Annotated in this window: 23 protein-coding genes, 2 tRNA genes, 1 other RNA gene and 1 pseudogene; 15 read left to right on the top strand and 12 right to left on the bottom strand. The window is 61.3% G+C overall.

Annotated elements, in window-relative coordinates; translation table 11 throughout:
- Nucleotides 1–2 precede the first annotated feature (2 nt).
- Both bla and ffs read left to right on the top strand, forming a co-directional pair.
- Entirely contained in the window at nt 3–866 is an 864-nt protein-coding gene (gene bla / locus ENHY17A_RS13195; protein WP_159713363.1) for a class A beta-lactamase, read from the top strand.
- 34 nt (nt 867–900) lie between these two features.
- Nucleotides 901–998, top strand: an RNA gene (ffs, locus tag ENHY17A_RS13190) — signal recognition particle sRNA small type.
- A 5-nt stretch (nt 999–1,003) separates the two neighbouring features.
- On the opposite strand, the gene ENHY17A_RS13185 is transcribed toward ffs, so the two are convergent.
- Complete coding sequence (locus ENHY17A_RS13185; protein WP_236547974.1) at nt 1,004–1,825, bottom strand: hypothetical protein; 822 nt, start codon at nt 1,823–1,825, stop codon at nt 1,004–1,006.
- A 121-nt stretch (nt 1,826–1,946) separates the two neighbouring features.
- Here ENHY17A_RS13185 and ENHY17A_RS13180 point away from each other — a divergent pair, with 121 nt between their 5' ends.
- From ENHY17A_RS13180 to ENHY17A_RS13165, 4 genes are all read left to right on the top strand, one after another.
- Nucleotides 1,947–3,584 carry a DNA polymerase III subunit gamma/tau gene (locus ENHY17A_RS13180; RefSeq protein WP_159713361.1) on the top strand — a complete coding sequence of 546 codons (1,638 nt, stop codon included), beginning with the start codon at nt 1,947–1,949 and terminating at the stop codon, nt 3,582–3,584.
- Entirely contained in the window at nt 3,584–3,907 is a 324-nt protein-coding gene (locus ENHY17A_RS13175; protein ID WP_159713360.1) for a YbaB/EbfC family nucleoid-associated protein, read from the top strand. The genes ENHY17A_RS13180 and ENHY17A_RS13175 overlap by 1 nt, the downstream gene beginning before the upstream one ends.
- Before the next feature lie 87 nt (nt 3,908–3,994).
- Nucleotides 3,995–4,258: a hypothetical protein gene (locus ENHY17A_RS13170; protein ID WP_159713359.1), complete on the top strand. Its 264-nt coding sequence runs from the start codon at nt 3,995–3,997 to the stop codon at nt 4,256–4,258.
- Between the two features lie 14 nt (nt 4,259–4,272).
- Nucleotides 4,273–4,974, top strand: coding sequence for a hypothetical protein (locus ENHY17A_RS13165; protein ID WP_159713357.1), 702 nt, complete (start codon nt 4,273–4,275; stop codon nt 4,972–4,974).
- Nucleotides 4,975–5,118: 144 nt separating this feature from the next.
- Here ENHY17A_RS13165 and mtgA read toward each other — a convergent pair whose 3' ends face one another.
- Nucleotides 5,119–5,838, bottom strand: coding sequence for a monofunctional biosynthetic peptidoglycan transglycosylase (gene mtgA / locus ENHY17A_RS13160; RefSeq protein WP_201296403.1), 720 nt, complete (start codon nt 5,836–5,838; stop codon nt 5,119–5,121).
- 104 nt (nt 5,839–5,942) lie between these two features.
- Here mtgA and radA point away from each other — a divergent pair, with 104 nt between their 5' ends.
- Entirely contained in the window at nt 5,943–7,316 is a 1,374-nt protein-coding gene (gene radA / locus ENHY17A_RS13155) for a DNA repair protein RadA (protein WP_159713355.1), read from the top strand.
- Nucleotides 7,317–7,327: 11 nt separating this feature from the next.
- Nucleotides 7,328–7,885: a CvpA family protein gene (locus ENHY17A_RS13150; RefSeq protein WP_159713353.1), complete on the top strand. Its 558-nt coding sequence runs from the start codon at nt 7,328–7,330 to the stop codon at nt 7,883–7,885.
- Nucleotides 7,886–7,916: 31 nt separating this feature from the next.
- On the opposite strand, the gene ENHY17A_RS14850 is transcribed toward ENHY17A_RS13150, so the two are convergent.
- The 6 genes from ENHY17A_RS14850 to aroA form a co-directional block, all read right to left on the bottom strand.
- Complete coding sequence (locus ENHY17A_RS14850; protein WP_268893999.1) at nt 7,917–8,042, bottom strand: hypothetical protein; 126 nt, start codon at nt 8,040–8,042, stop codon at nt 7,917–7,919.
- Between the two features lie 96 nt (nt 8,043–8,138).
- Nucleotides 8,139–8,224 (bottom strand) — tRNA-Leu (locus ENHY17A_RS13145).
- A gap of 386 nt (nt 8,225–8,610) precedes the next feature.
- Nucleotides 8,611–8,889 (bottom strand): integration host factor subunit beta, encoded by a 279-nt coding sequence (locus ENHY17A_RS13140; RefSeq protein ID WP_159713351.1) that lies wholly within the window; start codon nt 8,887–8,889, stop codon nt 8,611–8,613.
- Nucleotides 8,890–9,051: 162 nt separating this feature from the next.
- Entirely contained in the window at nt 9,052–10,755 is a 1,704-nt protein-coding gene (gene rpsA / locus ENHY17A_RS13135; RefSeq protein ID WP_159714638.1) for a 30S ribosomal protein S1, read from the bottom strand.
- A gap of 194 nt (nt 10,756–10,949) precedes the next feature.
- The gene (gene cmk, locus ENHY17A_RS13130; RefSeq protein WP_159713349.1) at nt 10,950–11,588 is read right to left on the bottom strand and encodes a (d)CMP kinase; all 639 of its coding nucleotides are present in this window, start codon (nt 11,586–11,588) and stop codon (nt 10,950–10,952) included.
- Between the two features lie 19 nt (nt 11,589–11,607).
- On the bottom strand, nt 11,608–12,933 hold the full coding sequence (aroA, locus tag ENHY17A_RS13125) for a 3-phosphoshikimate 1-carboxyvinyltransferase (protein ID WP_159713347.1): 1,326 nt from the start codon (nt 12,931–12,933) through the stop codon (nt 11,608–11,610).
- A gap of 137 nt (nt 12,934–13,070) precedes the next feature.
- Here aroA and ENHY17A_RS13120 point away from each other — a divergent pair, with 137 nt between their 5' ends.
- From ENHY17A_RS13120 to ENHY17A_RS13110, 4 genes and pseudogenes are all read left to right on the top strand, one after another.
- Nucleotides 13,071–13,391: a TIGR02300 family protein gene (locus tag ENHY17A_RS13120; RefSeq protein WP_159713345.1), complete on the top strand. Its 321-nt coding sequence runs from the start codon at nt 13,071–13,073 to the stop codon at nt 13,389–13,391.
- An 85-nt stretch (nt 13,392–13,476) separates the two neighbouring features.
- Nucleotides 13,477–13,552 (top strand) — tRNA-Ala (locus tag ENHY17A_RS13115).
- Nucleotides 13,553–13,642: 90 nt separating this feature from the next.
- Nucleotides 13,643–13,816 (top strand): annotated as a pseudogene (locus ENHY17A_RS14915) (DUF6538 domain-containing protein); the annotation flags it as partial.
- A 375-nt stretch (nt 13,817–14,191) separates the two neighbouring features.
- Entirely contained in the window at nt 14,192–15,178 is a 987-nt protein-coding gene (locus tag ENHY17A_RS13110; RefSeq protein WP_159713344.1) for a site-specific integrase, read from the top strand.
- A gap of 136 nt (nt 15,179–15,314) precedes the next feature.
- Here ENHY17A_RS13110 and ENHY17A_RS13105 read toward each other — a convergent pair whose 3' ends face one another.
- From ENHY17A_RS13105 to ENHY17A_RS13090, 4 genes are all read right to left on the bottom strand, one after another.
- Nucleotides 15,315–16,148: a hypothetical protein gene (locus ENHY17A_RS13105; protein ID WP_159713343.1), complete on the bottom strand. Its 834-nt coding sequence runs from the start codon at nt 16,146–16,148 to the stop codon at nt 15,315–15,317.
- Between the two features lie 559 nt (nt 16,149–16,707).
- A complete protein-coding gene (locus ENHY17A_RS13100) occupies nt 16,708–17,214 on the bottom strand; it encodes a hypothetical protein (protein ID WP_159713342.1) in 507 nt (168 codons plus the stop codon).
- Between the two features lie 30 nt (nt 17,215–17,244).
- On the bottom strand, nt 17,245–17,514 hold the full coding sequence (locus ENHY17A_RS13095; protein WP_159713341.1) for a hypothetical protein: 270 nt from the start codon (nt 17,512–17,514) through the stop codon (nt 17,245–17,247).
- An 888-nt stretch (nt 17,515–18,402) separates the two neighbouring features.
- Nucleotides 18,403–19,068 carry a recombinase family protein gene (locus tag ENHY17A_RS13090; protein WP_159713340.1) on the bottom strand — a complete coding sequence of 222 codons (666 nt, stop codon included), beginning with the start codon at nt 19,066–19,068 and terminating at the stop codon, nt 18,403–18,405.
- Between the two features lie 525 nt (nt 19,069–19,593).
- Between ENHY17A_RS13090 and ENHY17A_RS13085 the strand changes: the two genes are divergently transcribed.
- From ENHY17A_RS13085 to ligD, 3 genes are all read left to right on the top strand, one after another.
- Nucleotides 19,594–20,682: an acyltransferase family protein gene (locus ENHY17A_RS13085; protein WP_159713339.1), complete on the top strand. Its 1,089-nt coding sequence runs from the start codon at nt 19,594–19,596 to the stop codon at nt 20,680–20,682.
- 333 nt (nt 20,683–21,015) lie between these two features.
- Nucleotides 21,016–21,909, top strand: a complete 894-nt coding sequence (gene ku, locus ENHY17A_RS13080; protein WP_159713338.1) for a non-homologous end joining protein Ku — start codon at nt 21,016–21,018, stop codon at nt 21,907–21,909.
- A gap of 114 nt (nt 21,910–22,023) precedes the next feature.
- Nucleotides 22,024–24,474, top strand: a complete 2,451-nt coding sequence (gene ligD, locus ENHY17A_RS13075) for a DNA ligase D (RefSeq protein ID WP_159714635.1) — start codon at nt 22,024–22,026, stop codon at nt 24,472–24,474.
- Nucleotides 24,475–24,539 lie beyond the last annotated feature (65 nt).

The raw sequence follows: 24,539 nt of genomic DNA, 5'->3' as shown, positions 1-24,539 counted from the left end.
CGATGGACCGCCGCACGATGCTGAGCGTGATCGGCGCAAGCGCGGTTGCCGCGTGTGCCATGCCGCGCGGGGGCGGGGACGACGACGCCGAACTCGCGGCGATCGCTGCGGAGGTCGGCGGGCGGCTGGGCGTCCACGCATTTGACACCACGACGAGTGCTGCAATCGGGATCGACGCCGGATCGCGCTATGCGATGTGCTCGACATTCAAGGCACCGCTCGCTGCCGCGATCCTGACTCAGGTCGACGCCGGAACGCTGCACCTCGACCAGTCGGTGCGGTTCACACGCGCCGACCTGGTGCCCTATGCACCCGTCGTAGAGGCCGCGCTCGACCGGGGCGAACTGAGTGTCGAGGCGTTGTGCAAGGGCGCGGTCGAAATCAGCGATAACGTCGCCGCCAATTTGCTGCTGGCGTTGATCGGCGGTCCGGCGGGGTTCACGCGATTCGTCCGGGCGCGGGGCGATGCGGTCACGCGGCTCGACCGGATAGAGCCCGAACTCAACCTGGTGCGGGGTGGCGACGTCCGCGACACCACGACCCCTGCCGCGATGGTCGGATTGATGGGCGCCGTCCTGACCGGAAAACTATTGACCCCAGCATCGCGCGACCGCCTGATCGGTTGGATGGTGGCATCCCCCACGGGTCGCGAACGGCTCCGTAGCGGGTTCCCTGCTGATTGGCGCGCGGGCGACAAGACGGGCACCAGCGGAGAGGGCTATTTCAACGACATCGCGATTATGTGGCCGCCAGATCGCGCGCCGATTTTGGTCGCCTGCTATCTCGACGCACCGGGGCTCGATCCAGAGGCCGCGAATGCTGCGCATGCCAAGGTCGGCGCGTTGATCGCGCGGCGCTTCGCCTGACATTGCAATCCGCGCGGGCAGCGCCTATCTGCGCCGCGGGAGTCGGGCGGACGTGGTCGTCGCCAACCTGGTCAGATCCGGAAGGAAGCAGCCACAACGATTTCGCCGCGGGTCGTTCCGGCTCCCACCGTGTCGCCTCAGGTCGGCGCTTCCTCGACATCGACGTGACAGGCCAGCCCGGGCGGCAACCCCGCCATGATGAGCGCGGCGTCGGTCTGAGCATCGTCGGCCGGACCGCGATCCTCGTCGATGCGATAGCCGAAGCGCGCCAGCAATTCGGGTGACAGCACGACGAAAGCCGGTGGCCCCGCTGACCCCTCGCACAGGTTATCGAGCGCCGTCCGCGGCATCCCGTCGAACCGCGCCATCCATTCGAAAAAATCGCGGCGGACGCCGACCCCTTCGAGATAATCGCCCTGCCGCGCGATTGTCGCTTTCGTGTCGTTGCGGATCTGCGCCACCAGCGATTTGATCTGTGCCTTGGGAACCGCGTCGCTTGCTTCGCCGCTTGCCTTGATGGCAGCGAGTATTTCAGCATCGCTCAGCGCCACCGCGCCGCCGTGAAACCCCAGCACCGCGCCTTCCCAGACGGTCCGGGTTCGACCCGCTGGAAGCAGGTAATTGGCGCAACTCGACAGGCAATAACGATGCGCGATCACATTGCCGCGGCGGCGCAGGATTTCCTCGCCCATGCTCATCGCCGAATGGACTTCGCCACCGACCGATCGCACCACGAAGGTCGCGGGCGCGTCGCCCTGGGCCTTGCTGGCGGCGATGAACGCGGTTGCGAAGCGCTGGTCGATCCGCCCGTCGAAACAGACCAGATCGCGCCGCGGCGTGACGGTGATCCCGTCCTCGGGTCGCGCCGGGCGCTCGGCAAGCGCGCGGCTGCATTCGGCGACGGCGTCGGCGGGGTCGGGCGACAGGATCGTGAGGGCAAGAAGCGCGGCAATCGACATCGCGCGATTGTGGCGGCGACGGTCGCCCGCTGTCAAACCGGGTGTGAAGGCGGCCATATCGTCGGCATCGACGCGATGAGACGCTTCGACTTCGGCGCGCGGCGGCGCTAGTCAGGAGGCGATGTCCGATTCTCTCGATCTTGGCGAACCAGCGCAGCCGGTGAAACCCGAAGCGTACCGCGTGCTTGCGCGTAAATATCGTCCGCAGACCTTTGCCGAACTGATCGGCCAGGACGCGATGGTGACGACGCTGGGTAATGCCATCAAACGCGAGCGGCTGGCGCATGCGTTTCTGATGACCGGCGTGCGCGGGGTGGGCAAGACGTCGACCGCGCGGCTGATCGCCAAGGCGCTCAATTGCATCGGGCCGGACGGGCAGGGTGGGCCGACCATCTCTCCTTGTGGCGTGTGCGAACCCTGCGTGTCGATTGCCGAGGGGCGCAATATCGACGTGATCGAGATGGACGCCGCCTCGCACACCGGGGTCGACGACATGCGCGGCGTGATCGACGCCGCGCGGCTGGCAGCGTTCGGCGCGCGCTACAAGATCTACATCATCGACGAAGTCCATATGCTGTCCAAGAACGCGTTCAACGCGTTGTTGAAAACGCTCGAGGAGCCGCCCGAGCACGTTAAATTCATCCTGGCGACGACCGAGGTCAACAAGGTGCCGATCACGGTGCTGTCGCGATGTCAGCGCTTCGATCTGCGCCGGGTGTCGGTCGAAACGTTGGAGGCGCATTTCGCGCGCGTGTTGGAGGCCGAAGGCGTGCCCGCCGAAGCCGAGGCGCTGCGCCTGATCGCCGCGGCTGCCGAAGGGTCCGTGCGCGACGGCCTGTCGATTCTTGACCAGGCGATTGCCCATGCCGATCTCGACGGGGCCGGGGTTCAGGCGGACGCGGTGCGCGGGATGCTGGGCTTGTCCGATCGCGGCGCGGTGCGGGCGTTGTTCGGCAAGATGGTGTCGGGCGACGCGTCGGGGACGCTGGCCGATCTGCGCGGGCAATATGATCTGGGGATCGATCCGGCGGGGGTGTTCGCCGGGTTGATGGAGACGGTCCACGCGATCACGCTGGAGCGCGTCGGCGCTGCTCCCGATGTCGCGCGGTCGGCGGACGAGCGCAAGGCGCTGACCGAATGGGCGGGCAAGCTGTCCAACGCGGTGCTCCACCGGTTGTGGCAATTGCTGCTCAAGGGCCATGACGAGGTGGTGCGCGCCGCGCTGCCGATCGAGGCGGCGGAAATGGCGCTGTTGCGCGTGATCCATGCGTCGCAACTGCCCGATCCGGGCGATCTTGCGCGCCAGATCGCCGAGGGCGCGCCGATGGCCAGTCCGGCTTCGGCCGCGCCAGCGCCGTCCGCGCCGCCGCCAACCCCGACCGCGCAAGCCGAACAGACCCTGCCGCGTGATGTCGCCGAACTGTTCGATTTCCTGTCGAAGAACGACAAGGAGTTGCTGGCGAACAAGGTGCGGCTGAACCTCCGCGTCATCCGGATGGTGCCGCCCGATATTGAAACCGGGCCGGTCGATGCCGATTTGCTGAAGGAACTAGCGACGGTGCTGCGCGAGCTGACGGGCACCGCCTGGCAAATCCGCGTTGGCGAGGGCAATGCCCAGCCGTCGCTTCGCGAACAGGCGGAAGCGGCCAAGGCGGATACCTATGACGCCGCGCTGCGTTCCCCCGTCGTCGCTGCGGCGATCGAAAACTTTCCAGAGGCCGAGCTGATCCAGCCGGCCAAACCGGCACGGAGAATGTGATGAAAAGCCTCGAAGACATCATGGCGATGGCCCAGAACGTCCAGAGCGAACTCGAAAAGGCGCAAGCCAATCTTGACGCGATCGAGGTAGAGGGCGTGTCGGGCGGCGGACTGGTCAAGGTGAAGGCGTCGGCCAAGGGCCGGATCATCGGCATCCAGATCGACGATTCACTGCTTCAGCCGAGCGAAAAGCAGATGCTGGAAGACCTGATCACCGCCGCGATCAACGATACGCGGGCCAAGGCCGATGCGGCGTCGCAGGCGGAAATGTCGAAGCTGTCATCGGGGATTCCCCTGCCGCCGGGCTTCAAGCTGCCGTTCTGATTGGCGGTGCCGCTAACCATTTCGCTTTTGGAACAATATCATCCGGGCACTCGTTTGGCCCCTCAGTCGAGTAAAAGGAGGGACCCAATGACCGACGAACGTACCACGACCACCACTACCGATGGTGTCGAACCCACGCATACCCACACCACCGTCGTCGAAAAGCGCGGCGGGGGCGGCGGGATGCTGATCGGGCTCGCGCTGCTGATCGGTGTTGTCGTCGTCGCATTCTTCCTGATGAACCGCGCCGACAATGAAGACGCTCAGACCAGCGCGATCACCGAAGCTGCGCAAAGTGTCGGCGATGGAGCGGAGAAGGTTGGCGACGCGGCTAAGAAGGCGGTCGAATAAGCCGTTCGATCCCGATGAATGAAGCACGCCCGCATCGCAGCCGATCCTGTTTCGGCGCGGTGCGGGCGCTGCTATGTGCGGGCGTAGCGGTCGCGCTGTCCGGCTGTGCGTCTTCGGGCACGCTGGCGACCGCGTCCGACATCCCGCCGAGCTATCCGGCGGAAGCGGTCGGCGGTGTCACCCGCATCGAACTGACGATCGGCCACAGCGGTCGCGCAATTTCCTGCGCGGTATCGCAATCGAGCGGCAGCGGCGTGCTCGATGAGCGCGCCTGCAACCTGCATCTCGAACGCCACCGGCAGGGTGAAAGCGCGACGCCAGAGCGCTACCTTCGGCGCGCGGTCGATTGGGCGCGGATCGGCGGGACGAGGGCGGCGATTGCCACGCCGATTGATCTGGATGCGCTGATCGCAAGGATAGAGGGCAATGGCGGGGCGTGTGTCGCGCACGATCTCGGGACCGCCTGCCGCCCGTCAGCCGATCGCCGCGCGGTAGATATCGCCGCCAAGCCCGGCGACGAAAATTTCTTCCGACGCCTGATTGCCCGGCTGGGCAATCCGTGCGGGCGGCCGGGGCGCGAACTGGGCGGATGGCGCAACGGACCCGACATCGCGGTCGCCGATCAGAAAACGCTGTTCCTGAGCGGGGCGAACGAGCCCGGGCTGGTGCCGATGGTCGACAGCATCTGTCCGCCGCTTGCCGGCACTGGTCGTTAGCGTGAACTGACTTCGCCTGAGCCCAACCGTCATTGCGAGCGCAGCGAAGCAATCTAGAGCGAAGCAATCTAGAGCGTCGCACGCGTGGTTTGCTGGATTGCTTCGCTGCGCTCGCAATGACGACTGTGGCTGGCGTCGCCTGACTTAAAGGCAGTCGTCGAGCCCCTCGTTTGACACCACCGAAATCCGCCGCTGGATCGTGCTCGCATAGCGCGCGGTAAACCCTGACGGCGATTTGCCCGCGCGCTTCTTGGGCAAGGGCAGCACCGCGGCGATCTGTGCGGCCTCGCGATTGCTCATCTGCGACGCGCCATGCCCGAAATATCGCTGCGATCCCGCATTGACGCCGTATGTGCCGATGCCCGTCTCCGCGACGTTCAGGTACACTTCCATGATCCGCTGCTTGCCCCACACCAGCTCGATCAGAACGGTGAACCAAGCCTCAAGCCCTTTGCGAAAAAAGCCGCCCCCTTGCCAAAGAAACGCATTCTTCGCGGTTTGCTGGGAAATGGTCGATCCGCCGCGAGTTCGTCCGCCCTGCGCGTTTCTCGCGGCGGCCGAGGCGATCGCCGCATAGTCGAAACCCGAATGCGAGCAGAAATCCGAATCTTCCGCCGCAATAGCCGCTCGCGCCATCGCCGGGTCGATTTCGTTCAGCGGCATCCATTGTTTGGTGATGCTGCGCCCTTCGAACCAGTCGCCCATCATCGTGAAGGTGACGGGCGGGTTGATGAAGCGGTAAGCGACAACCCATAGCAGCGACGCGACCACGAACAACAGGAACAGTTTCAAACCCCACACGAACAGCCGCCGCACGATGCGGCGCGGTTTTTTGGGGCGAGCGGGTGCCGCGTTGGTCGCCATGATCGTTCCTTTTCGACTGCCACCACGCCGATGCCGCAAGGGGCGGGCGAACGCAACCGCGCGGGATATTCCCTTTTCGTTCCACACGCGCTACGCGTTCCGATATGGCCAAACTTCAGAAGCGTTATGTCTGCCAGCAATGCGGGTCTGTCGCGTCCAAATGGGCGGGGCAATGCGGCGATTGCGGCGAATGGAACACGCTGGTCGAGGATGCGGGGACGAATGTGACGCCGTTTGCGGCCAAGCATAATCTGCAATCGGGTGGGCGCCCGATCCTGATGTCGGGGCTCGATTCGGACATTCCGCTGCCCGACCGGATGGCGACCGGCATCGCCGAGCTTGACCGCGCATTGGGCGGCGGTTTCGTTGAGGGATCGGCGATCCTGATCGGCGGCGATCCGGGGATCGGCAAATCGACGCTGCTATTGCAGGCGGCCGCGAAACTGGCGCTGGCGGGCAAGAGCGTTGCGTATGTGTCAGGCGAGGAGGCGGCAGACCAGGTGCGGTTGCGCGCGCGGCGACTGGGGCTGGGCAATGCCCCGGTGCAATTGGCGGCGGCAACGTCGGTTCGCGACATCCTGACAACGCTGGGCGGGGCGGCGACTCCCGACCTGTTGGTGATCGATTCGATCCAGACGATGCACAGCGACCTGATCGAAGGGGCACCGGGGACGGTGAGCCAGGTGCGGGCGTCGGCGCAGGAACTGATCCGTTTCGCCAAGGAGCACGGCACCGCGCTGGTGCTGGTCGGCCATGTCACCAAGGATGGGACGATCGCAGGGCCACGCGTGCTGGAACATATGGTCGATACCGTGCTGGCGTTCGAGGGCGAGCGCAGCCACCAGTATCGCATCCTGCGCGCGACCAAGAACCGTTTCGGCGGCACCGACGAAATCGGCGTCTTTGCGATGGCCACTGAAGGGTTGACCGAGATTGCCAACCCGTCGAGCTTGTTCCTCACGAGCCGCGACGAAAGCGTGACCGGGACGGTGGTGTTTCCTGCGCTGGAAGGCACGCGCCCGGTGCTGGTCGAAATCCAGGCACTGGTGGTGCGGCTGGCCAGCGGGGCGACGCCCAGGCGGGCGGTCGTTGGCTGGGATTCGGGCAGGTTGGCGATGATCCTGGCGGTGCTGGAGGCGCGGTGCGGACTTAGTTTCTCGACCAGCGAAGTGTATCTGAACATCGCGGGTGGCTACCGCGTGCAAGACCCTGCCGCCGACATGGCGGTTGCGGCCGCGCTGATCTCGGCACTCAGCGAACGTCCGGTCGCGAGCGATTCGGTGGCGTTCGGCGAAGTCGCCTTGTCGGGCGAAATCCGGCCCGTCGCGCACGGTGCGCTTCGCTTGCGCGAATCGGCGAAGCTGGGGTTCGGTCGCGCGTTGGTCCCCGCGGCCCAACCCAATGACGGCGCGACGATGAAGCTGTCCTCCTTTGCCAGCCTGTCGTCCTTCGTTGACCATATGCTGGGGCGCGGCTAGCGCTTGGCGATATGGGCTTTACCTCGCTCGACATTCTGATGCTGGTTCTGGTCGGGGGCGCTGCCGTGCTCGGCTGGATGCGTGGTTTCGTGTTCGAAGTGCTGGCGCTGTTCGCGTTCGTCCTCGTCGTGCTGGCAGTGCGAATGCTGCATTTGCCCGCGACCGAGTTTCTGCGCGACTATGTCGGGACCAGTTCGGGCGCGGCGACGCTCGCCTTCGTGCTGGTCGCAGGCGGAACTTACGCATTCGGGCGGATCATCGCCAACGCCATCGGCAGCCGGACCCGCAATTCGATCCTCGGCCCGATCGACCGGGTGTTGGGGTTGGGGTTCGGTGCGGTCAAGGCGCTGATCATCGCGAGCCTGGCGTTCATGCTGGCGGTTCTGCTGCTCGACACGTGGAACGGCGGGCCAACCCAGCGTCCCGAATGGATGACGCAGGCGCGAAGCTATCCGCTGCTCAATGCGACCAGCGCCAGCATCGGCGAGTTCGTCGACCGGCGAAAACGCGGCCTGCCTTTGTTCGAGGAAGAGGACGACGCGCCACCGGCAAAGGGCAAACGCGATTGACCCTGTTGGCGTGGCCGTTCGCCCGTGCTGCTCAGCCGTTACGAGAGCGGCGGTCGCCCTTGCGACGTTCCTCACCCACATAAGCGGGATCGGGTGTTGTCCTGCGATCGGCACGCGCGCGGCGGTTGTCGGTCTTCGGTTCGGGATCGCGGTCCATCGCACCCCCTCCTAAATCGTTGCATCGCCCAGCTTAACGGGCGCGGTTTGCGATTTGGTTAACGGGCTTGCACCACCCCGGCCCCGTCGGGCCAGATGGTGCGGACGGCGGGACTCGAACCCGCACTCCTTTGTGGGAAGAGGATTTTAAGTCCCCAGCGTCTACCATTCCGCCACGTCCGCCTGCGCGACGGTCGGCTTTCGGTCCGGGACGGGCTGCAAACGACGCTTCGCTGCGCTTCCGGTGCTCACGTGCAGAAAGCACGCTGCGCGCCAGTTCTCGCGAAGCATCATTTTCGCCTCGACCCGAACCGAAATCCGACCATCGCGGTAACATGCACGAAGCGGATTGAACGCGCGGGGTCAAGCGTGGAGGGCTGCTGTAGTAAAAGGATTTGATGGTGAATTGCGCAACCACCCAATCCGTCATTCCCGCGTAGGCGGGAATCCATTAGCGCTGTCGCAAGTTATGGATACCCGCCTGCGCGGGAATGCCGATCAAGCCGGGCCGCCCGACGTCATCACGCCCTGATGTGTTGGGCAAATATCCATCAGAAGTTAGGTGCGCGCTACACGTTCAGGCGCGCGCGCATTTCCTTGCCGGGTTTGAAATAGGGGACGCGTTTCGCCTCGACCTCGACCGATTCGCCGGTGCGCGGGTTGCGGCCCGTTCGGGCGTCGCGGGCACGGGTCGAGAATGCGCCGAAACCGCGTAGTTCGACGCGACCGTCGGCGGACAGGCGCTGGGTGATTTCATCGAAAAATACGGTAACGATCCGTTCGACATCGCGTGCCGACAGATCGGGATTGTCGCGCATCAGGAGCTGCACGAGTTCGGATCGAATCATACGGCTCTCCTCAATCAAAGGATGCCGCCCGGCCCATGGCGACAACCCGGTTCAAAGCCCAAGGTCAAAAACGCCGACCCACTTGATCTGGATCAATAACAACTGATCCGGATAAAGAAAGGGCGCGGGCGGAAAAATCCGCGCCGCGCCCCTTTATACCACTTATTTCTTTTCTTCGCGTGCCTTTAGCGCTTCGCCGAGGATGTCGCCCAGCGACGCACCCGAGTCCGACGAACCATATTGCGCGACGGCCTGCTTCTCTTCGGCGATCTGCATCGCCTTGATCGAGAAGGTCGGCTTTTTCGACCGATCGAAGCCGGATACCAGCGCGTCGAACTTCTGACCGACCTGGAAGCGCTCGGGGCGCTGCTCGTCGCGGTCGCGTCCCAGATCGGTACGCTTGATGAAGCCGGTCGCACCATCGTCGCCGGTCTGCACTTCAAGGCCCGCGTCGCGAACTTCGAGGACGGTGACTGTGACGATCGAACCCTTGTTCAGCTTGTCGCCCGCACCGGCCGCAACCGGACCGCCACGCTCAAGCTGCTTCATGCCGAGCGAGATCCGCTCCTTGTCGGCTTCGATCGCGAGGACGACGGCCTTCACCATCTCGCCCTTGCGGTGCAGGTTGAGCGCGTCTTCGCCCGAAATGCCCCATGCGATGTCCGACATGTGGACCATGCCGTCCACATCGCCGTCCAGACCGATGAACAGGCCGAATTCGGTCGCATTCTTGACTTCGCCTTCGACTTCGGTGCCGACCGGATGGGCGGCGGCGAACGCATCCCACGGATTGTCCTGCGCCTGCTTGAGGCCAAGCGAAATGCGGCGCTTTTCCTGATCGACTTCGAGGACGACGACTTCGACTTCCTGGCTGGTCGATACGATCTTGCCGGGATGCACATTCTTCTTGGTCCAGCTCATTTCGCTGACATGGACCAGGCCTTCGATGCCTGCTTCCAGTTCGACGAACGCACCATATTCGGTGATGTTGGTCACGCGGCCATTGAGCTTTGCGCCGACCGGGTATTTCGAGGTCGCGCCATCCCACGGATCGCTCTCAAGCTGCTTCATGCCGAGCGAGATGCGCTGCGTGTCCTTGTTGATGCGGATGATCTGCACCTTCACGGTGTCGCCGATGTTCAGCATTTCCGACGGATGGTTGACCCGCTTGTAGCTCAAATCTGTGACGTGGAGCAGGCCGTCGATGCCGCCCAGATCGACGAACGCACCATAATCAGTGATGTTCTTGACGACGCCGTCGATGATCTGGCCTTCCGCCAGGCTGAGAATCAGGCCCGAACGCTGCTCGGCGCGGGTTTCTTCCAGGATCGCGCGACGCGACACGACGATGTTGCCGCGCTTGCGGTCCATCTTCAGGATCTGGAACGGTTGCGGCATGTCCATCAGCGGCTGCACGTCGCGGACCGGGCGGATATCGACCTGGCTGCCGGGCAGGAAGGCCACGGCACCGTTCAGATCGACGGTGAAGCCGCCCTTCACGCGGCCGAAGATGACGCCTTCGACGCGGGCGGTCTTGGCGAATTCGGTTTCCAGCTTGTCCCATGCGGCTTCGCGGCGGGCGCGGTCGCGGCTGAGCATCGCTTCGCCGTTCGCATTCTCGACGCGATCGACATAGACTTCGACTTCGTCGCCGACCTTCAGCTCTGCGGGCTGGCCCGGTGCGGCGAATTCGCGCAGCGGCACGCGGCCTTCGCTCTTGAGGCCGACGTCGATGATGGCGAGGTCGTTTTCGATGCCGGTAACGGTGCCGATGACGACGCGGCCTTCAAAGCCGTCGCTATCGCCAAGGGTCTGTTCGAGAAGCGCTGCGAAATCGTCGCGCGAGGGGGATGCCGTGGTGGCCATGTTGGTGGTGGTTCCTGTCACGTCTTGTCCGGCCAGCCGGTTGAGTCCGGCGGTCTTGTGGCCGATATGCCGCGTCGGCCGAATACCGGTCGCGGCGTCCTTCGGGCCAAAGCCTTCGCATGAGGAGCGTGACAACGAAAACGGGCGCGTCGGCGCGACCGGTCTTTGCCGATCCGCCTCGCGCCTGTCAGTGGCTAGGCTGTCATCGCCTTCGCCGCCGTCCGAGCCTCCACGAGCGCAATCGCCCGCTGGACGGCGGCGTCTATAGAGAGAAAGCTGGTGTCGAGCAAGGCAGCATCGGCGGCCTGGCGCAAGGGGGCCGCACCCCGTCCCATGTCGCGGTCGTCGCGCGACCGGATATCGGCCAGCACCTTGTCCAGGCTGGCGTGGGAACCCTGCGCCCGCAGATCGGCATGGCGGCGGCGCGCGCGGATCGTGGGGGTTGCCTTCACGAACAATTTGGCGTCGGCATCGGGCGCAATCACGGTCCCGATATCGCGTCCGTCGAGCACCGCGCCGCCCGGTTGCTGCGCAAACCGCCGCTGACGCTGGAACAGTGACGCACGGACGAGCGGGTGGGCAGAGACGATCGACGCGACGCGTCCGACCTCATCGGTGCGCAGCCAGGGGTCATCCATCAGCGAATCATCGAAATCGCAGCAGGCGACGGCGTCCGCCTCGCGCTCAGGCGTCAGGTCGTTGCGCATCACGCTGGCTGCGACCGCGCGGTACAGCAGCCCGGTATCGAGGTGGGGGAGCCCGTAATGGCGCGCAAGCGCACGGGCGATCGTGCCCTTGCCCGATGCGGCGGGTCCGTCGACGGCAATAATCATAATGGCGGGATACAACTACTCAGGAGGCGAGGGCGTCAAGGGTGGAGAAGAAATCGGGGTAGCTGGTCGCGACCGGCGATATGTCGTCGATGCCAATCGCGGCAGCCGCGTGGAGTCCAGCCACCACCATCGACATTGCGATACGATGATCGAGTTTCGAGGCGACCCGTGCGCCGCCGGGAATCGGATCACCACCGGTGCCGGTGATCGCAAGGCCGTCCTCAAATTCCTCGCAAGCGACGCCGCACGCCTCCAGCGCCACGCGCATGGTGGCGATCCGGTCCGATTCCTTGACGCGTAGCTCGTGCGCGCCGCGGGCGACTGTGCGGCCCGCAGCGAAGGCGGCGGCGACGAACAGTGCGGGATATTCGTCGATCATCGACGGCGCGAGATCGTGCGGCACGTCGATCGCGGTTAGGCTGGCGTGACGCACGCGCAGGTCGGCAACCGGCTCTCCGCCGACGATGCGCTCGTTCAGGGCTTCGATGTCTGCGCCCATCGCCTTTAGCGCCGTCAGCAGGCCGGTGCGCGTCGGATTCATGCCGACATTCTCGATCCTGATGTCCGCGCCCGGCACGATCGACCCGGCGACCATCCAGAATCCCGCCGACGAGGGATCGCCGGGGACGGTGATGTCCTGAGGGCGAAGCTCGGCCTCTCCGCGGACCTGGATGATGCGGCCATTGGGGCCATCTTCGCTGGTTATCTCCGCCCCGAATCCGCTCAGCATCCGCTCGCTATGGTCGCGGGTAGGCACCGGTTCGATGACGCGGGTGATGCCCGGCGTGTTCAGCGCTGCAAGCAGGATCGCCGACTTCACCTGCGCCGAGGCGACGGGCAGGGTATATTGGATCGGAATCGCAGGCGTCAGCCCGCGCACCATCGCCGGCAGGCGTCCACCGGGCGACGCGGTAATGTCCGCACCCATCAACGACAGTGGCTCGATCACCCGGCCCATCGGTCGCGACGACAAGGACGCGTCGCCCGTAAAGGTCGCGGTGATGGCGTGGCTCGCGATCAAACCCATCAGCAGCCGGGTCGACGTGCCCGAATTGCCCATGTCGAGTGCTTGTGTCGGCTGGAGCAGACCACCAACGCCGACGCCATCGACGGTCCACACGCCATCATCGCTGCGGTCGATCGTCGCGCCCATCGCCCGCATCGCTGCGGCAGTGGCGAGTACGTCTTCGCCTTCCAGCAATCCGGTGATCCGCGTGGTGCCCACCGCCAAGCTGCCCAGCATCAGCGAGCGGTGGCTGATCGACTTGTCGCCCGGCACGCGCACGATCCCGCGCAAACGCTCGGCGCGGGCAATGCTGCGGGGCTGGGGGGGGGGGCTGTGCATGGGTGGCGCGTCTTTGACAGCGGCCCCCGGCTATGGCAAGGCGCGCCAACTTTCGCGCTGCCAAGGCTCGCTTTGGCGCGTATCCATCGATTCTCTTTCGATTCTCTTTTTCTCTTCGATAAGGACAGAGGCGACACATGGTGAAGCCGGAATGGGGCACGAAACGTGGCTGCCCGAAATGCGGAACGCGGTTCTACGATCTGGGCAAGGACGATCCCGTCGTCTGCATCGAATGCGGTAATCAGTGGACGCCTGAACCGATCCTGAAGTCGAAGCAGCCGCTGCCCTTCGAGGCCGCCAAGCCCGAGAAGGAGCCCGTGAAGAAGGATTCGGATCTCGGTGACGACGATCTGGACGTGGACGAGGACGAAGAGCCCTCGGCCGACGATGATGTCGATCTGGGCGGCGACGACGACCTGGGCGTCGATACGTCGGACGACAAGGACGACAACAACTGATATTTCGGAAATAACGGCAAGCGGCGCGAAAGCCCGCTTGCCAAACCGGCGAGGCCCGATTAGGTGCCACGCCTGTCCAGCGGATGGGGCCGTAGCTCAGCTGGGAGAGCGTTCGCATGGCATGCGAAAGGTCAGGGGTTCGATCCCCCTCGGCTCCACCATCCTGCTTAAGCTGTTGATTTGACAGCTAAAATCAGTGGAACATAGGCTTTTTACAGGCGGCTGTTACAGATGTAACAGGGGCGATAGCCATGTGTACCTACCTCGCGAAACGCGGTTCAGTTTATTATTTTCGGCGGGCAATTCCCGTGGAGCTTCGGCCTGTCTTTGGCGGTCGGGCTGAGTTTATGCTGTCGCTTCGGTCCAAGGATCGAAGTGAGGCGAAGCGGCGCATCCCTGCTCACACTGTCGAGACTGACAAGCTGCTAGCGGACGCTGCCCGGTCCCTAGCCGGGAAGCTGAAGTCCCAGACGACCCCTCCTAGGTCCGCTGCTCAAATCGAGCGAGATAGGCGGCAGTGGGAGCATGACCAGCAACAGGCCGACGATATAGCCAACGAGCTATTCGCCGCTGATACGGAAGCTGAGAGACTTGGCCGGGTCATGAATGACCTGAGTGAGGGCAGAGAACCTGAGGGATCAATAGCCGACATTGCTAGGGCGGGCAGGCTGCTAGTCGAGCATGAGCGAGAGAAAGCTGGGGCGGACATAGCCGCTCTACGTTCTCGCTACGGCCGAATTGCCCGCGCATCGGTAAAGGAAACTCAGGCCATAGAGTGCCAGCCTTCTACCGCGTCCGGCTTGTATCTCGACAAGGATATCCTAGATCGCTGGGCTACAGAGCGCGGTGTCGTTCCCAAGGGCAAGGACACGCATCGCTCCGTTGCCGAATGGTTTTATGCTCGCACTGAACGGAAGCCGGTTGAGCGGATTACCCGGCAGGACGTGTTGGCGTTCAAAGACAAGCTGCTTGCTGAGGGGCAGTCCGTCGCCAATACCAATATGAAGCTCTCCCGGCTGCGGACCCTGCTGGGCTGGGCGTATCAGAACGATCTAGCGCCAGCGAACGTAGCTGAGGGCATTAGCGTTAAGGTTGCGGATAGCGGTAAGGGGAAGCGGCTCCCGTTCGCACTGGACGAATTGCAGGCCATCTTCGCCAGCCCGGTCTATGCCAATGGGGATCGACCTAAGGGCGGCAAAGGTGAGGCGGCGTATTGGCTTCCTCTGCTAGGTCTATTTACCGGAGCGCGGCTGGAAGAAATTGGACAGCTTCGAGTGTCCGACGTGCAGCGTCGAAATTATCCCGATAAAGATGGCAAGATGCTGGCCGGATGGTTCCTGCATATCACCGAAAGTACCGACGAACGGGGACAGGCTAACCGGATCAAGAATGCAGCAAGTGAAAGACTTGTGCCGTTGCATCCTGAGCTAGAGCGGCTCGGTTTCATCGCCTACGTCGAGGCCTTGAAAGATCAACAGGGAAGGGTGTTTCCTGACCTAGTGCCCAATATCTATGGCCGTCTTACGGCCAAATGGGGCGAATGGTTCGGCCCATATATGCGGAAAGTCTGCGGCATTACCGATAAGCGAAAGGTTTTTCATTCGTTTCGCCATACGTTCAAAGATTACAGTCGTAGGGCTAGAATGCCGGAGGGCGTTCAAAGGCAGATCATGGGCCATGCTGGCAAAGACGTGGCGGACGATTACGGCAGTGGGTATGATCTACACGGCTTGGCCGAGGCGATGGCAACTTACCGTGTGCCGGGGCTGCTGGTCGGAAAGGTCTGAAGCCCGAACATACAGATACCCGAATTGCCCAGCTCAGCCTCGCTAGGAGCCGATAGGATGCGTTCGGGTATCTGTAGGGCCGAGATTGCCAAGCGAGCCCCAGCGAGTTTCACATGGCCAGATACAGGGCAGGCGTTTAGGCGTCGGGTCCGAGCGGAACGCCAGCCTCTTGGCGGGCCTTTTCTCCGGTCGGCGCGATGCGGACGCCGGTAGCGGATTGGACGAACTTGATGTCCCCTACCGGGGTGCCATGCGAGCGACGGGCCTTTTCCCCGGTCTGGGGTACGCGAATGCCGGTGATATCCTGCCCGCCTTTGTAGGGATCATAGCCGCTTGCACTCTCGCCCACGGCAGGGCCGCTGGGAGCCTGCTCAGACAGAACATAGCCGGTTGGACCCATGACCCACTGCGGCCCCGTTGCCGGTGCCTGAGCGGGCGCGGTGGGAGCCTGCGAAGCTGGGGCGGGAAGGCCATTGAAGCCGAACGAGCTATTGATCGTTGAACCGGGCGGGATCGTGGAAGCTTCCGGTACATCGGGGGTGTCAGCATAGGCTTCGACCGTGCTGCCTAAAGCATCGTCAACGGTCCAGTCAGCGGCATCGGCCTCAGTTACTTCGCCCATGCTATTTGCCAGCGCCTTAGCGTCCTCAAGGATCATCGGAGCGAGACTATCGAGATGGCTTTCGTCACCACTGTCATTGTAGGCAGACAGCGCCGTGTCATATCGGGTAACGGTAGCATCATCGCTATGTTCGATAAGTTCGACAGCGATCGACAGGGTATCCCGCAAGGCGGGCACTCGAGCCGTGAAGGCATTGAGGGCGGCAGAGTACGCCACTTTCGCCGGATGGCCCTTGGCAATTTGGGCCTGGGCTTCCTTCTGTACAGTGCGGGGATTGTGACCGTGTATAGCAATAAGGGATAGAGCCGCCTTCACCTTTAGGGATTGGCGGGCAGTCAATGCGGTCATGTGTTTTCCTTGTACATGTTTAGAATGTGCGGCCTCGCCGGTTTCTCCGTCGAGCTGGGACCAACGTCGCCAAAGGCCGGAATGGGCGGGATAACGCCCTTACGGATGCAGGCGGCAAGGTACTGAAAGGCGAACTTGCAATCGCTAGGCCGAACATACGGACCGCCTTGGGCTTCCCACATCGAGCGAACTTGAGCGGCAGAACGACGGGCTTCGCATTGGCTGTCTGGGGAGTAGCCGTAGAGTGCAGGGATTGCGCTGGGGCCTGACAGGCGGGGCCAACCCGCGTCATGTTCTTCAGCTTCCTTGACTAGGAGAACCGATAGATCAGCGACGGCGAACGGTAATCCAGCGGCCTCAAGCTGGGCACTACAATCGGTCTTCATTAGCCAGACGGAAACCCCGGTCCATTCGACATGAGCCTTTGCAGCGCGGTCATAGGGGCCTGCTCGCTGCATCAGGTCATCTAGCGTCTGCGGGAAAAGGTGAGCCTTCGGAACGTAATCCGGGGGGGATGGCTCTGGTGCCATGCCCGTTCCCCGGTCATGCCAATCTGGCATTAAACAACGAGAGCCTTGAGATATCCCCGCCTCTTTCCTGCGAGGTAAACATCAAAGGCGGCATGTGGATCACCGGGAGCCAGCGCCAGTATCTCGGCTGGGATCGCCTCAGGCTTCACATTCAATAGGTACTCAAACGCATGGTCATCAAGAGCCGCAAACCCATTGCATTTGTGGGATTGGGGAACACTCATCCCAATCCGATAGTCGTAGCTACTGCGGTTGTAATGGATCGTAAATGCAGTGCTTAATACGCTATTGCCACGAGCATAATCGACGCGGATATCAGTGAAGCTCGATAGGCGCTTATTGCGAGCTTCGACAACTTCATCCGCCAAGGCGTCGGCAAGCTTATCCTGCGCTACCTTAAGGGCATCAGTAATCTGTTCGACCTTGCTGACAGCAGGCTTACCGATGATATCGACGGCGGCATTCACCTTTCGTAGATCAGCGCGCAGGGCTTCAATCTCAGCAACAATCGCCGCTGAGCTACGTACATTTTTCATGGTATTTCCTATTGTTAAATTGGGCCGGCTTTATCGAGTGCTCTTGGGAGCGAATGCGCCAATGCGCAGTTTTTCATCCCGGTAGCTGTAGATGGTCCCGCTATCCTTATCGGCAGCGGCCATAAGTGCCGCACGTCCCGGTCGACCTGCCGGTTTACGCTGCAAGAAATTGGGAAGCTGGATACCAAGGGCTTCCAGAGTGAAACGAACGCCTATGGTTACGCGACGGTCGGTCGAGGCAAGATACTCAGCAACGCGCTTGTTATCGATCCTGCTGGTATCGACGGTTGCGATTGTCATAGATGATCCTTGTGTCAGTAGGAACTTGTCCCAATGTGAAAGAGAGATATCCCGCTTGCTTCCGTATTAAACGGAAACATAAACGCAGGTGATGATAGTTGATCCCGTTAATGCTCCTCGAGCGGGAGCCGATACGATCAGGATCAAGCAAGCCTTACCTTCCGCGTAAGCCACCGGAAGGCCGCTGAAAGCCACTTGAACTATCAGGAAAGGCGTGGCTGCTTAGAGCAGAGTAATTGCTATCTATCCGCCGTCGATAGGTAGCTTGATATTGCTATCATTCCTCAGATTAAATGCAGGGTTGCAGCTCGGCATCCCGAGAACCATTATCACAGAACCAGAATGCATAGGCTTAGATCCATTAAGACTGGTTAGCTTTTATGAATGCTCACTGCATTTAACCGGAGGAATGGTATCGCGCGCCAAAGTAAGGATCAGATTTTCGCGTAGGACACATGTATTAATATGATCCTAGATGGATGAGTTATTAGCTGCATCCGCCGTCGTCCCTCTCCGGTTTCCATGGATATCCATGGGTTTACTCGGTCTATCCTCAGCAGATAGATATAGGGACTGGGCCGATGCAAAGTTCGCATGATCCTGAGTGGATTGAGAATTAGCTTGCAGAGCCGCCGTCGTGATACCCGCGCCTTATCGGCACGCCTCTATGGTATCTACAGTTACGCACTGTCGGGCGTTCCCCGGCCAAATGCCGGGAGAGGTGTCATAGTTTTTGTACTGCAATACGGTACTGAAAGGGACCGGCTTCTCACCGCCCCGTAGAGGCCCATATTAGTGGAACCGGCTAGTCGATAGCCTAAAGTCTTCCGACCAAGCCTGTCGAGCGTCCTGAGGCAATCTAGCGGGCATTCAATCCGCCCGCCCCCGTCAGCTTGTCGAGTGCCCCCGTTCCAATCGAGCAAGCGCCTTGTGCAAGCTGGATGGATGCCACCGGCCCCCGGCTGGCGAAGGGATGCCCCGGTCATTCAAGGCCTCGACCATTCTACGCATGGACAAGCCCTCAGCCTTCAATGCCAGTAGATTAGCGGAGAGAGGTTCAAGCCGGTCCATCGCCTCAGCCTTGTTGGCAGCGGCTAGGGTTTTACCGTGCTTCCCCAGTACCGTTCCCCGTTCCTTGGCAGCGGCTAGCGCGGCTTTGGTCCGTTGGCTTATGACTTCGGCCTCTTTCTCAGCTAGGGCAGCGAACAGATGAAGCTGGAAGCGATCCGCGTTCGGCATATCGGCGACGGCAAACTCTACGCCTGTCTCCATCAGCCCTGAGATGAAATGGACATTACGTGCCAGTCGATCCAGCTTGGCGATAATCAGGCCAGCCTTGGCCTTCTTCGCATCAGCAAGGGCGGCAACAAGCTTCGGACGCTTGGACAGGGCATTGGCACCTTTGCCAGTCTCAATTTCGATATACTCCCCGACAAGCTCGAGATCGTTTGCGGCGACGTATCGTGCCACGGCTTCCCGCTGAGCTTCCATGCCTAGGCCGCTCAGCCCTTGCTTGTCCGTGCTGACACGTAGGTAGGCCACAGCTTTGGTCATGCGTCGGAGGTTCATTTCGGCAGCCCCTGTTCACTAGTCAACGAACGTATACCCATGAACAGTGAGGCGAGCAAGTCGTTCCCGGTCCGGCCATCATCGATCTGGCTAAGATGGAGCGTGGATTTAGTGACACGCCCTGCAGGGATGAAGAACCGCGCGCGATAATGCAGGACGCGCCACGCGTGTCATAATCGCCAGCCGAGTGGCAGGGATACGGGGGAGCTAAGGCGCTAACACTTGTCTGATTACCCTCTCGCAATTCTCCGTCGAAAATAGGTCGTAGGCTGTGCGAGCGGGGAGCGGCCGTTATCTCGACGATTATTAAATACCGGAATGAAATTAGGCGTGGGGCGTCGTATCGTCTTTGACAAACCCATGTGCGGTGGCCGGGCGATGGGCGGATGTTTGTGCTGAGTGAGCGCTTTAACAAACTTGCACTCATGTGTAACGACCTGCAGGGATGGACCAAGTTAGAGCCCAAGCAACTGAAATTGCCCGAGGATCGTTTTGAGAGAGCTTGTATCGTTGCAGGCGCTACGTGGCGTAGCTGCAGCCGCTGTAGTCGTGCATCACGCCATACTCATCTCTATTCACCGGTATCCGGACGATGCAAAGTCTGCCCAAATAATTCCATCTCAGTGGGCAATTGAGCTTGGAAGTATTGGCGTAGACATATTCTTTATACTCAGCGGATTTCTGATGGTTTGGATTTCTGAGCCATATCTGAAGCAAAAGAAAACGGTTACACACTTTTTTAGGCAGCGTGTCCTTCGCATCTGGCCAATGTACGCAATCGTCACGATAGTGACACTTATACCAATATCTTTAGTCTACATTCAAACTGGTGTCAGGCCGTTTGACTTGCAGCTGTATAGGGTTATGGGAATTCTTTTTTGGCCATCGTTTAGTGAGTATGGTCACCTGCAACCGATTGTTGTTGTTGGCTGGACGTTGATATACGAAATAGTTTTCTATGCCTGCTTCGCAATTGCACTTTTAATAAGAAAAGGAAGCTTACTACTAAATCTATCTTTAATCATCGCTTTTCTCTACATAACTTCCTCATTCGGCTCCTCTGTATGGAGTGAATTGTTCGGAAACGATTTACTGTTTGAGTTTCTTATTGGGGCCTCCATCGGTGCATTAGCGTGCTCGTCAAACCCGGCGCGACATCGTGTAATCACGCTGATGGCTTTTGCGATGGTGCTTGGCAGCTTTGCCGCCCATTTAACTGGATCAGAAAATCGAGTTTTACTCTTTGGTTTGCCAGCAGGGGCTATATTTCTCGCCTTTTTGACGCTTGAGAATAAAATATTTTGGCCCCAGTGGATAAAGGTTTTGGGTGATGCTTCCTATTCGATCTATTTGACACATATGATTGTAATGTATTTAGTGACTGTGCCTGTTGCATTATGGTTATCTATTTATATGCCTAGCTCTTGGAGCATAATATTAGTATCTGCAATTAGCTTCCTATTATCCATTATCGTGGGAGTTAGTGCATATTTTCTAATGGAAGACCCGGTCACGAAATTTTTGAAAGGTGGCCGTTCAAAGTTAGCAATCACCAATATCCGACGGTCGGCAAAAATGTCGAAAAAATCGTCAGTTTGAGGTGGTTTCCGGCTTCCGCTGCGCCTTGCCAGCGGTTTCAAAATGTTACATCCGGCAATCCCAACCGTTACAGCGGTCTAGAAAAGGCCTTTGTTTATCAACGCTTACGGGGTTCTTCGCCGATCCCCCTCGGCTCCACCATCCTCGTTTTTCGCCATAGGTCATGGGACCGTCCGGCGGTTGGGCGATCGCCTGTAACGCAACGCCCATCTTTCGCGATTTACCGTCATTTTGGCGGGTCCGATCAGCGTGGTCGATCTCTGTCGCGATTTGCGTGGAACCCCGACGCCCTTCCGGGAATTGAATCGCAATCGTAACGGAGGCGATTCGAACATGGCGGCGCGTGCATATTGGAAAGGTCAGATCAGGCTGGCGCTGGTGTCGATTCCGGTCGAGATCTTCCCCGCAACCAAATCGGGAGCGAGTGTCGCGTTCCGTCAAATCCACGAACCCAGCGGCAAGCCCATCCGTTATGAAAAGACCGTGGCCGGGATTGGCACGGTCGATCCCGACGATATCGTCAAGGGGTTCGAGGTGTCGAAGGGCAATTACGTGCTGCTCGACAATGACGAAATCGAGGCGGTAAAGCTGGAAAGCAAGAAGACGCTGGAGCTGGTGCAGTTCGTCGATTCCGGAGAGATCGACGTGCTCTATTACGAAAAGCCCTATTTCGTGGTGCCCGCCGACGACTTGGCCGAAGAAGCCTATATCGTACTGCGCGAGGCACTGCGGAAATCGAAGAAGGTGGCGTTGGGACAATTGGCAATGCGCGGCCGCGAATATATCGTCAGCCTGAAGCCGTGCGGGCGCGGAATGGTGCTGGAGACGCTGCGTTATGCCGACGAGGTCAACCGCGCCCAGGGCTATTTCCGCGACATACCGGATGCCAAACCCGACGACGACCTGCTCGACCTGGCCAATAGTTTGATCGAGAAGAAGACCAAGGCATTCGATCCGGCCAAGTTCACCGACCATTATACCGATGCGGTCAAGGAGCTGGTCGCGCGCAAGCAAAAGACCAAGGGTCGCAAGATCGTGGCCGAAGAGGATGACGGGCCGCGTCCATCGGGATCCAACGTCGTCGATTTGATGGCGGCGCTCAAGAAATCGTTGGAGAAGCCAGGGGCGAAACCTGCGGCAGCGAAGAAGGCGCCTGCTAAGAAGCCCGCGGCGAAAACGGCCGCGAAAAAGCCGCCTGAGAAGGCGCCCGCAAGAAAGCGGGCATGATCCGCCGGATAATCCGTCATCCCAGCGAAAGCTGGGATATCAAGCGGTTCCGTCACCGATCTTCGCCTGATATCCCAGCTCTCGCTGGGATGACGTGTGGGTCGTAAAGCCGCGATGGCCAAGCCCGACCCCCTCGCGCCGTACAATGCGATGCGCGATTTCGCGAAGACGGCGGAGCCCGCAGGCAAGCGCGGCAAGGCGCGGGCCAAAAACCGCATCTTCATGGTGCAGAAGCACGATGCCACGCGGCTGCATTTCGATTTCCGGCTGGAACTGGACGGCGTGCTCAAAAGCTGGGCAGTGACGAAGGGGCCGAGCGTCAATCCTGACGACAAGCGGCTTGCGGTCCGTACCGAAGACCACCCGATGAGCTATGCCACGTTCGAGGGGGTGATCCCCAAGGGCGAATATGGCGGCGGCACCGTCATGCTGTGGGATCGGGGCATGTGGCACCCGGTGCCGGGCAAGGACCCGTCCAAGACGATCGATGAGGGACATCTGCACTTCACGCTCGATGGCGAGCGGATGAAGGGCGAATGGCTGCTGGTGCGGATGAAACCGCGCGGCAACGAGAAGCGCGAAAACTGGCTGTTGCGAAAGGTCGCCGACGCGCATGCCGGTGGATCGGACAATCTGGTCGCGCGCGAACTGACCAGCATCGAAAGCGGCCGAACGATGGCCGAGATTGCGAGTGGCAAGGCGCCTTCCCCGGCTGCCCAACCAGCGGCGGCCACCCGCAAAGCAGCGTCGGGAAAGCTTCCCGCCTTCCGCGCGCCCCAACTCGCGACGCTGGTGGATGCCGTGCCTGCGGGCAATGGCTGGTTGCACGAGGTGAAATATGACGGCTATCGCTGTGTGCTCTCGGTTGGTGGCGGTCGGGCGCGGGTGTTCACCCGCTCCGGCCTCGATTGGAGCGACAAGTTCGCCGGCATCGTCGAAGCCGCGACCGCGCTCGACCTGCCACCCGCGTTGATCGACGGTGAGATCGTCAAGCTGGATGCCAACGGCAATCCCAGCTTTTCGGCGCTTCAGAGCGCCCTCAAATCGGGCGAAGGCGGCTTTACGCTGTTCGCATTCGACGTGCTGTCGCTGTCCGGCAAAAGTCTGACCAAATTATCGAATGTGGAGCGCAAGCAGAAGCTTGCGGCGCTGCTCGCCGATGCACCCGGCGACGGCGCGATCCATTATGCCGAACATGTGTTGGGCGCAGGCGAGCAATTGTTCGATGCGCTGTGCAAAGCGGGGCAGGAGGGGATCATTTCCAAGCGCGCCGATGCGCCGTATCGCGCGGGCCGGACGCGCAACTGGCTGAAGGTCAAATGCACCAGGCGACAGGAATTCGTCATCCTCGGCTGGCTGAAATCGGACTCGAAGGGCCGGACGCTTCGTTCGCTGTTGATCGGCACGCGACACGGCGAAACGCTGCGTTACGCGGGCAAGGTTGGCACCGGGTTCGACACGGCGACCGAGGACATGCTGATCGCCAGGTTGAAATCATGGGCGCGAAAGACGCCGCCGGTCGAGATGTCCAAGGCGGCGGCGCGCGGGGTTTGTTGGGTGACCCCCGACTTGGTCGCCGAGGTTGCCTTTGCAGAATTCACCGCTGACGACGTGGTGCGTCACGCGAGCTTTTTGGGACTGCGGGAAGACAAACAGGCGGATCAGGTTTTGGTCGAAAGGCCTGCGCCAACACCCCCGCCGACATCCGCGATCCGGATCACCAATCCTGACCGGCTGATCTTTCCGGCATCGAAGGTGACGAAAGGCGACCTCGCCGCCTATTACGAGGCGATCGGCCCGGCGATGGCCCCCTGGGCGATCAACCGACCGATCAGCCTGGTGCGGTGCCCGCAAGGGCGCGGCAAAAAATGCTTTTTTCAGAAACACGACGCGGGCAGCTTTGGCGACACGGTTGGCCAGGTCGATATCCGCGAAAAGGACGGCGGGATCGAGCCCTATCTCTACGCCCCATCGATCGACGCGCTGGTGGCGTGCGTTCAGATGGGAACGATCGAGTTCCACGGCTGGGGGTCGCGCATCGACGACGTGGAAAAGCCCGACCGGCTGGTGTTCGACCTCGACCCTGACGAAGGGCTCGGCTTCGCCGATGTCCGCAGCGCCGCGCACGATATTCGTCGAACGCTCGATGATCTCGGCCTCACAAGCTTTGCGATGCTGTCGGGAGGCAAGGGGCTGCACGTCGCGGTGCCGCTGACGCCGCACGCCGAATGGCCCGCGGTCAAGGATTTCGCGCGGCGGTTCGCGCTGGCACTCGCGGGCAACGAACCCGACCGCTTCGTCGGCACCATGTCCAAGGCGAAGCGCAAGGACCGCATCTTTATCGACTGGCTGCGCAACCAGCGCGGGGCGACTGCCGTGCTTCCCTATTCGGCGCGTGCCAGGGACGGCGCACCGGTCGCGGCCCCGATTGCCTGGGACGAACTGGACAAGCTGGAAGGGGGAAATGCGTTCTCGGTCGATGATGTCGAGACGCTGATCGGACGTGCTTCGTCCAGGCGATTGGCGGGATGGGGGATGGCCGAGCAGCGTTTGCCAGATGTTTAAGTCCGGCAGCACAACGCCCGGCGGATCGCCGAGCATAGGCGACATCCCGTTACCGACATGTGGAT

Origin of the sequence: Sphingomonas sp. AX6 (genome assembly GCF_902506605.1) — a bacterium.
Classification (GTDB): domain Bacteria; phylum Pseudomonadota; class Alphaproteobacteria; order Sphingomonadales; family Sphingomonadaceae; genus Sphingomonas.
Note: the sequence above shows the minus strand (reverse complement) of the source record. Positions and strands in the feature narration are given on the sequence as shown.

Excerpts from the sequence above, each read along its gene's own strand:
- bla (WP_159713363.1), top strand. The coding sequence starts at position 3 with ATGGACCGCCGCACGATGCTGAGCGTGATCGGCGCAAGCGCGGTTGCC.
- ENHY17A_RS13185 (WP_236547974.1), bottom strand. The coding sequence starts at position 1,825 with ATGTCGATTGCCGCGCTTCTTGCCCTCACGATCCTGTCGCCCGACCCC.
- ENHY17A_RS13180 (WP_159713361.1), top strand. The coding sequence starts at position 1,947 with ATGTCCGATTCTCTCGATCTTGGCGAACCAGCGCAGCCGGTGAAACCC.
- ENHY17A_RS13175 (WP_159713360.1), top strand. The coding sequence starts at position 3,584 with ATGAAAAGCCTCGAAGACATCATGGCGATGGCCCAGAACGTCCAGAGC.
- ENHY17A_RS13170 (WP_159713359.1), top strand. The coding sequence starts at position 3,995 with ATGACCGACGAACGTACCACGACCACCACTACCGATGGTGTCGAACCC.
- ENHY17A_RS13165 (WP_159713357.1), top strand. The coding sequence starts at position 4,273 with ATGAATGAAGCACGCCCGCATCGCAGCCGATCCTGTTTCGGCGCGGTG.
- mtgA (WP_201296403.1), bottom strand. The coding sequence starts at position 5,838 with ATGGCGACCAACGCGGCACCCGCTCGCCCCAAAAAACCGCGCCGCATC.
- radA (WP_159713355.1), top strand. The coding sequence starts at position 5,943 with ATGGCCAAACTTCAGAAGCGTTATGTCTGCCAGCAATGCGGGTCTGTC.
- ENHY17A_RS13150 (WP_159713353.1), top strand. The coding sequence starts at position 7,328 with ATGGGCTTTACCTCGCTCGACATTCTGATGCTGGTTCTGGTCGGGGGC.
- ENHY17A_RS14850 (WP_268893999.1), bottom strand. The coding sequence starts at position 8,042 with ATGGACCGCGATCCCGAACCGAAGACCGACAACCGCCGCGCGCGTGCC.
- ENHY17A_RS13140 (WP_159713351.1), bottom strand. The coding sequence starts at position 8,889 with ATGATTCGATCCGAACTCGTGCAGCTCCTGATGCGCGACAATCCCGAT.
- rpsA (WP_159714638.1), bottom strand. The coding sequence starts at position 10,755 with ATGGCCACCACGGCATCCCCCTCGCGCGACGATTTCGCAGCGCTTCTC.
- cmk (WP_159713349.1), bottom strand. The coding sequence starts at position 11,588 with ATGATTATTGCCGTCGACGGACCCGCCGCATCGGGCAAGGGCACGATC.
- aroA (WP_159713347.1), bottom strand. The coding sequence starts at position 12,933 with ATGCACAGCCCCCCCCCCCAGCCCCGCAGCATTGCCCGCGCCGAGCGT.
- ENHY17A_RS13120 (WP_159713345.1), top strand. The coding sequence starts at position 13,071 with ATGGTGAAGCCGGAATGGGGCACGAAACGTGGCTGCCCGAAATGCGGA.
- ENHY17A_RS13105 (WP_159713343.1), bottom strand. The coding sequence starts at position 16,148 with ATGACCGCATTGACTGCCCGCCAATCCCTAAAGGTGAAGGCGGCTCTA.
- ENHY17A_RS13100 (WP_159713342.1), bottom strand. The coding sequence starts at position 17,214 with ATGAAAAATGTACGTAGCTCAGCGGCGATTGTTGCTGAGATTGAAGCC.
- ENHY17A_RS13095 (WP_159713341.1), bottom strand. The coding sequence starts at position 17,514 with ATGACAATCGCAACCGTCGATACCAGCAGGATCGATAACAAGCGCGTT.
- ENHY17A_RS13090 (WP_159713340.1), bottom strand. The coding sequence starts at position 19,068 with ATGACCAAAGCTGTGGCCTACCTACGTGTCAGCACGGACAAGCAAGGG.
- ku (WP_159713338.1), top strand. The coding sequence starts at position 21,016 with ATGGCGGCGCGTGCATATTGGAAAGGTCAGATCAGGCTGGCGCTGGTG.
- ligD (WP_159714635.1), top strand. The coding sequence starts at position 22,024 with ATGGCCAAGCCCGACCCCCTCGCGCCGTACAATGCGATGCGCGATTTC.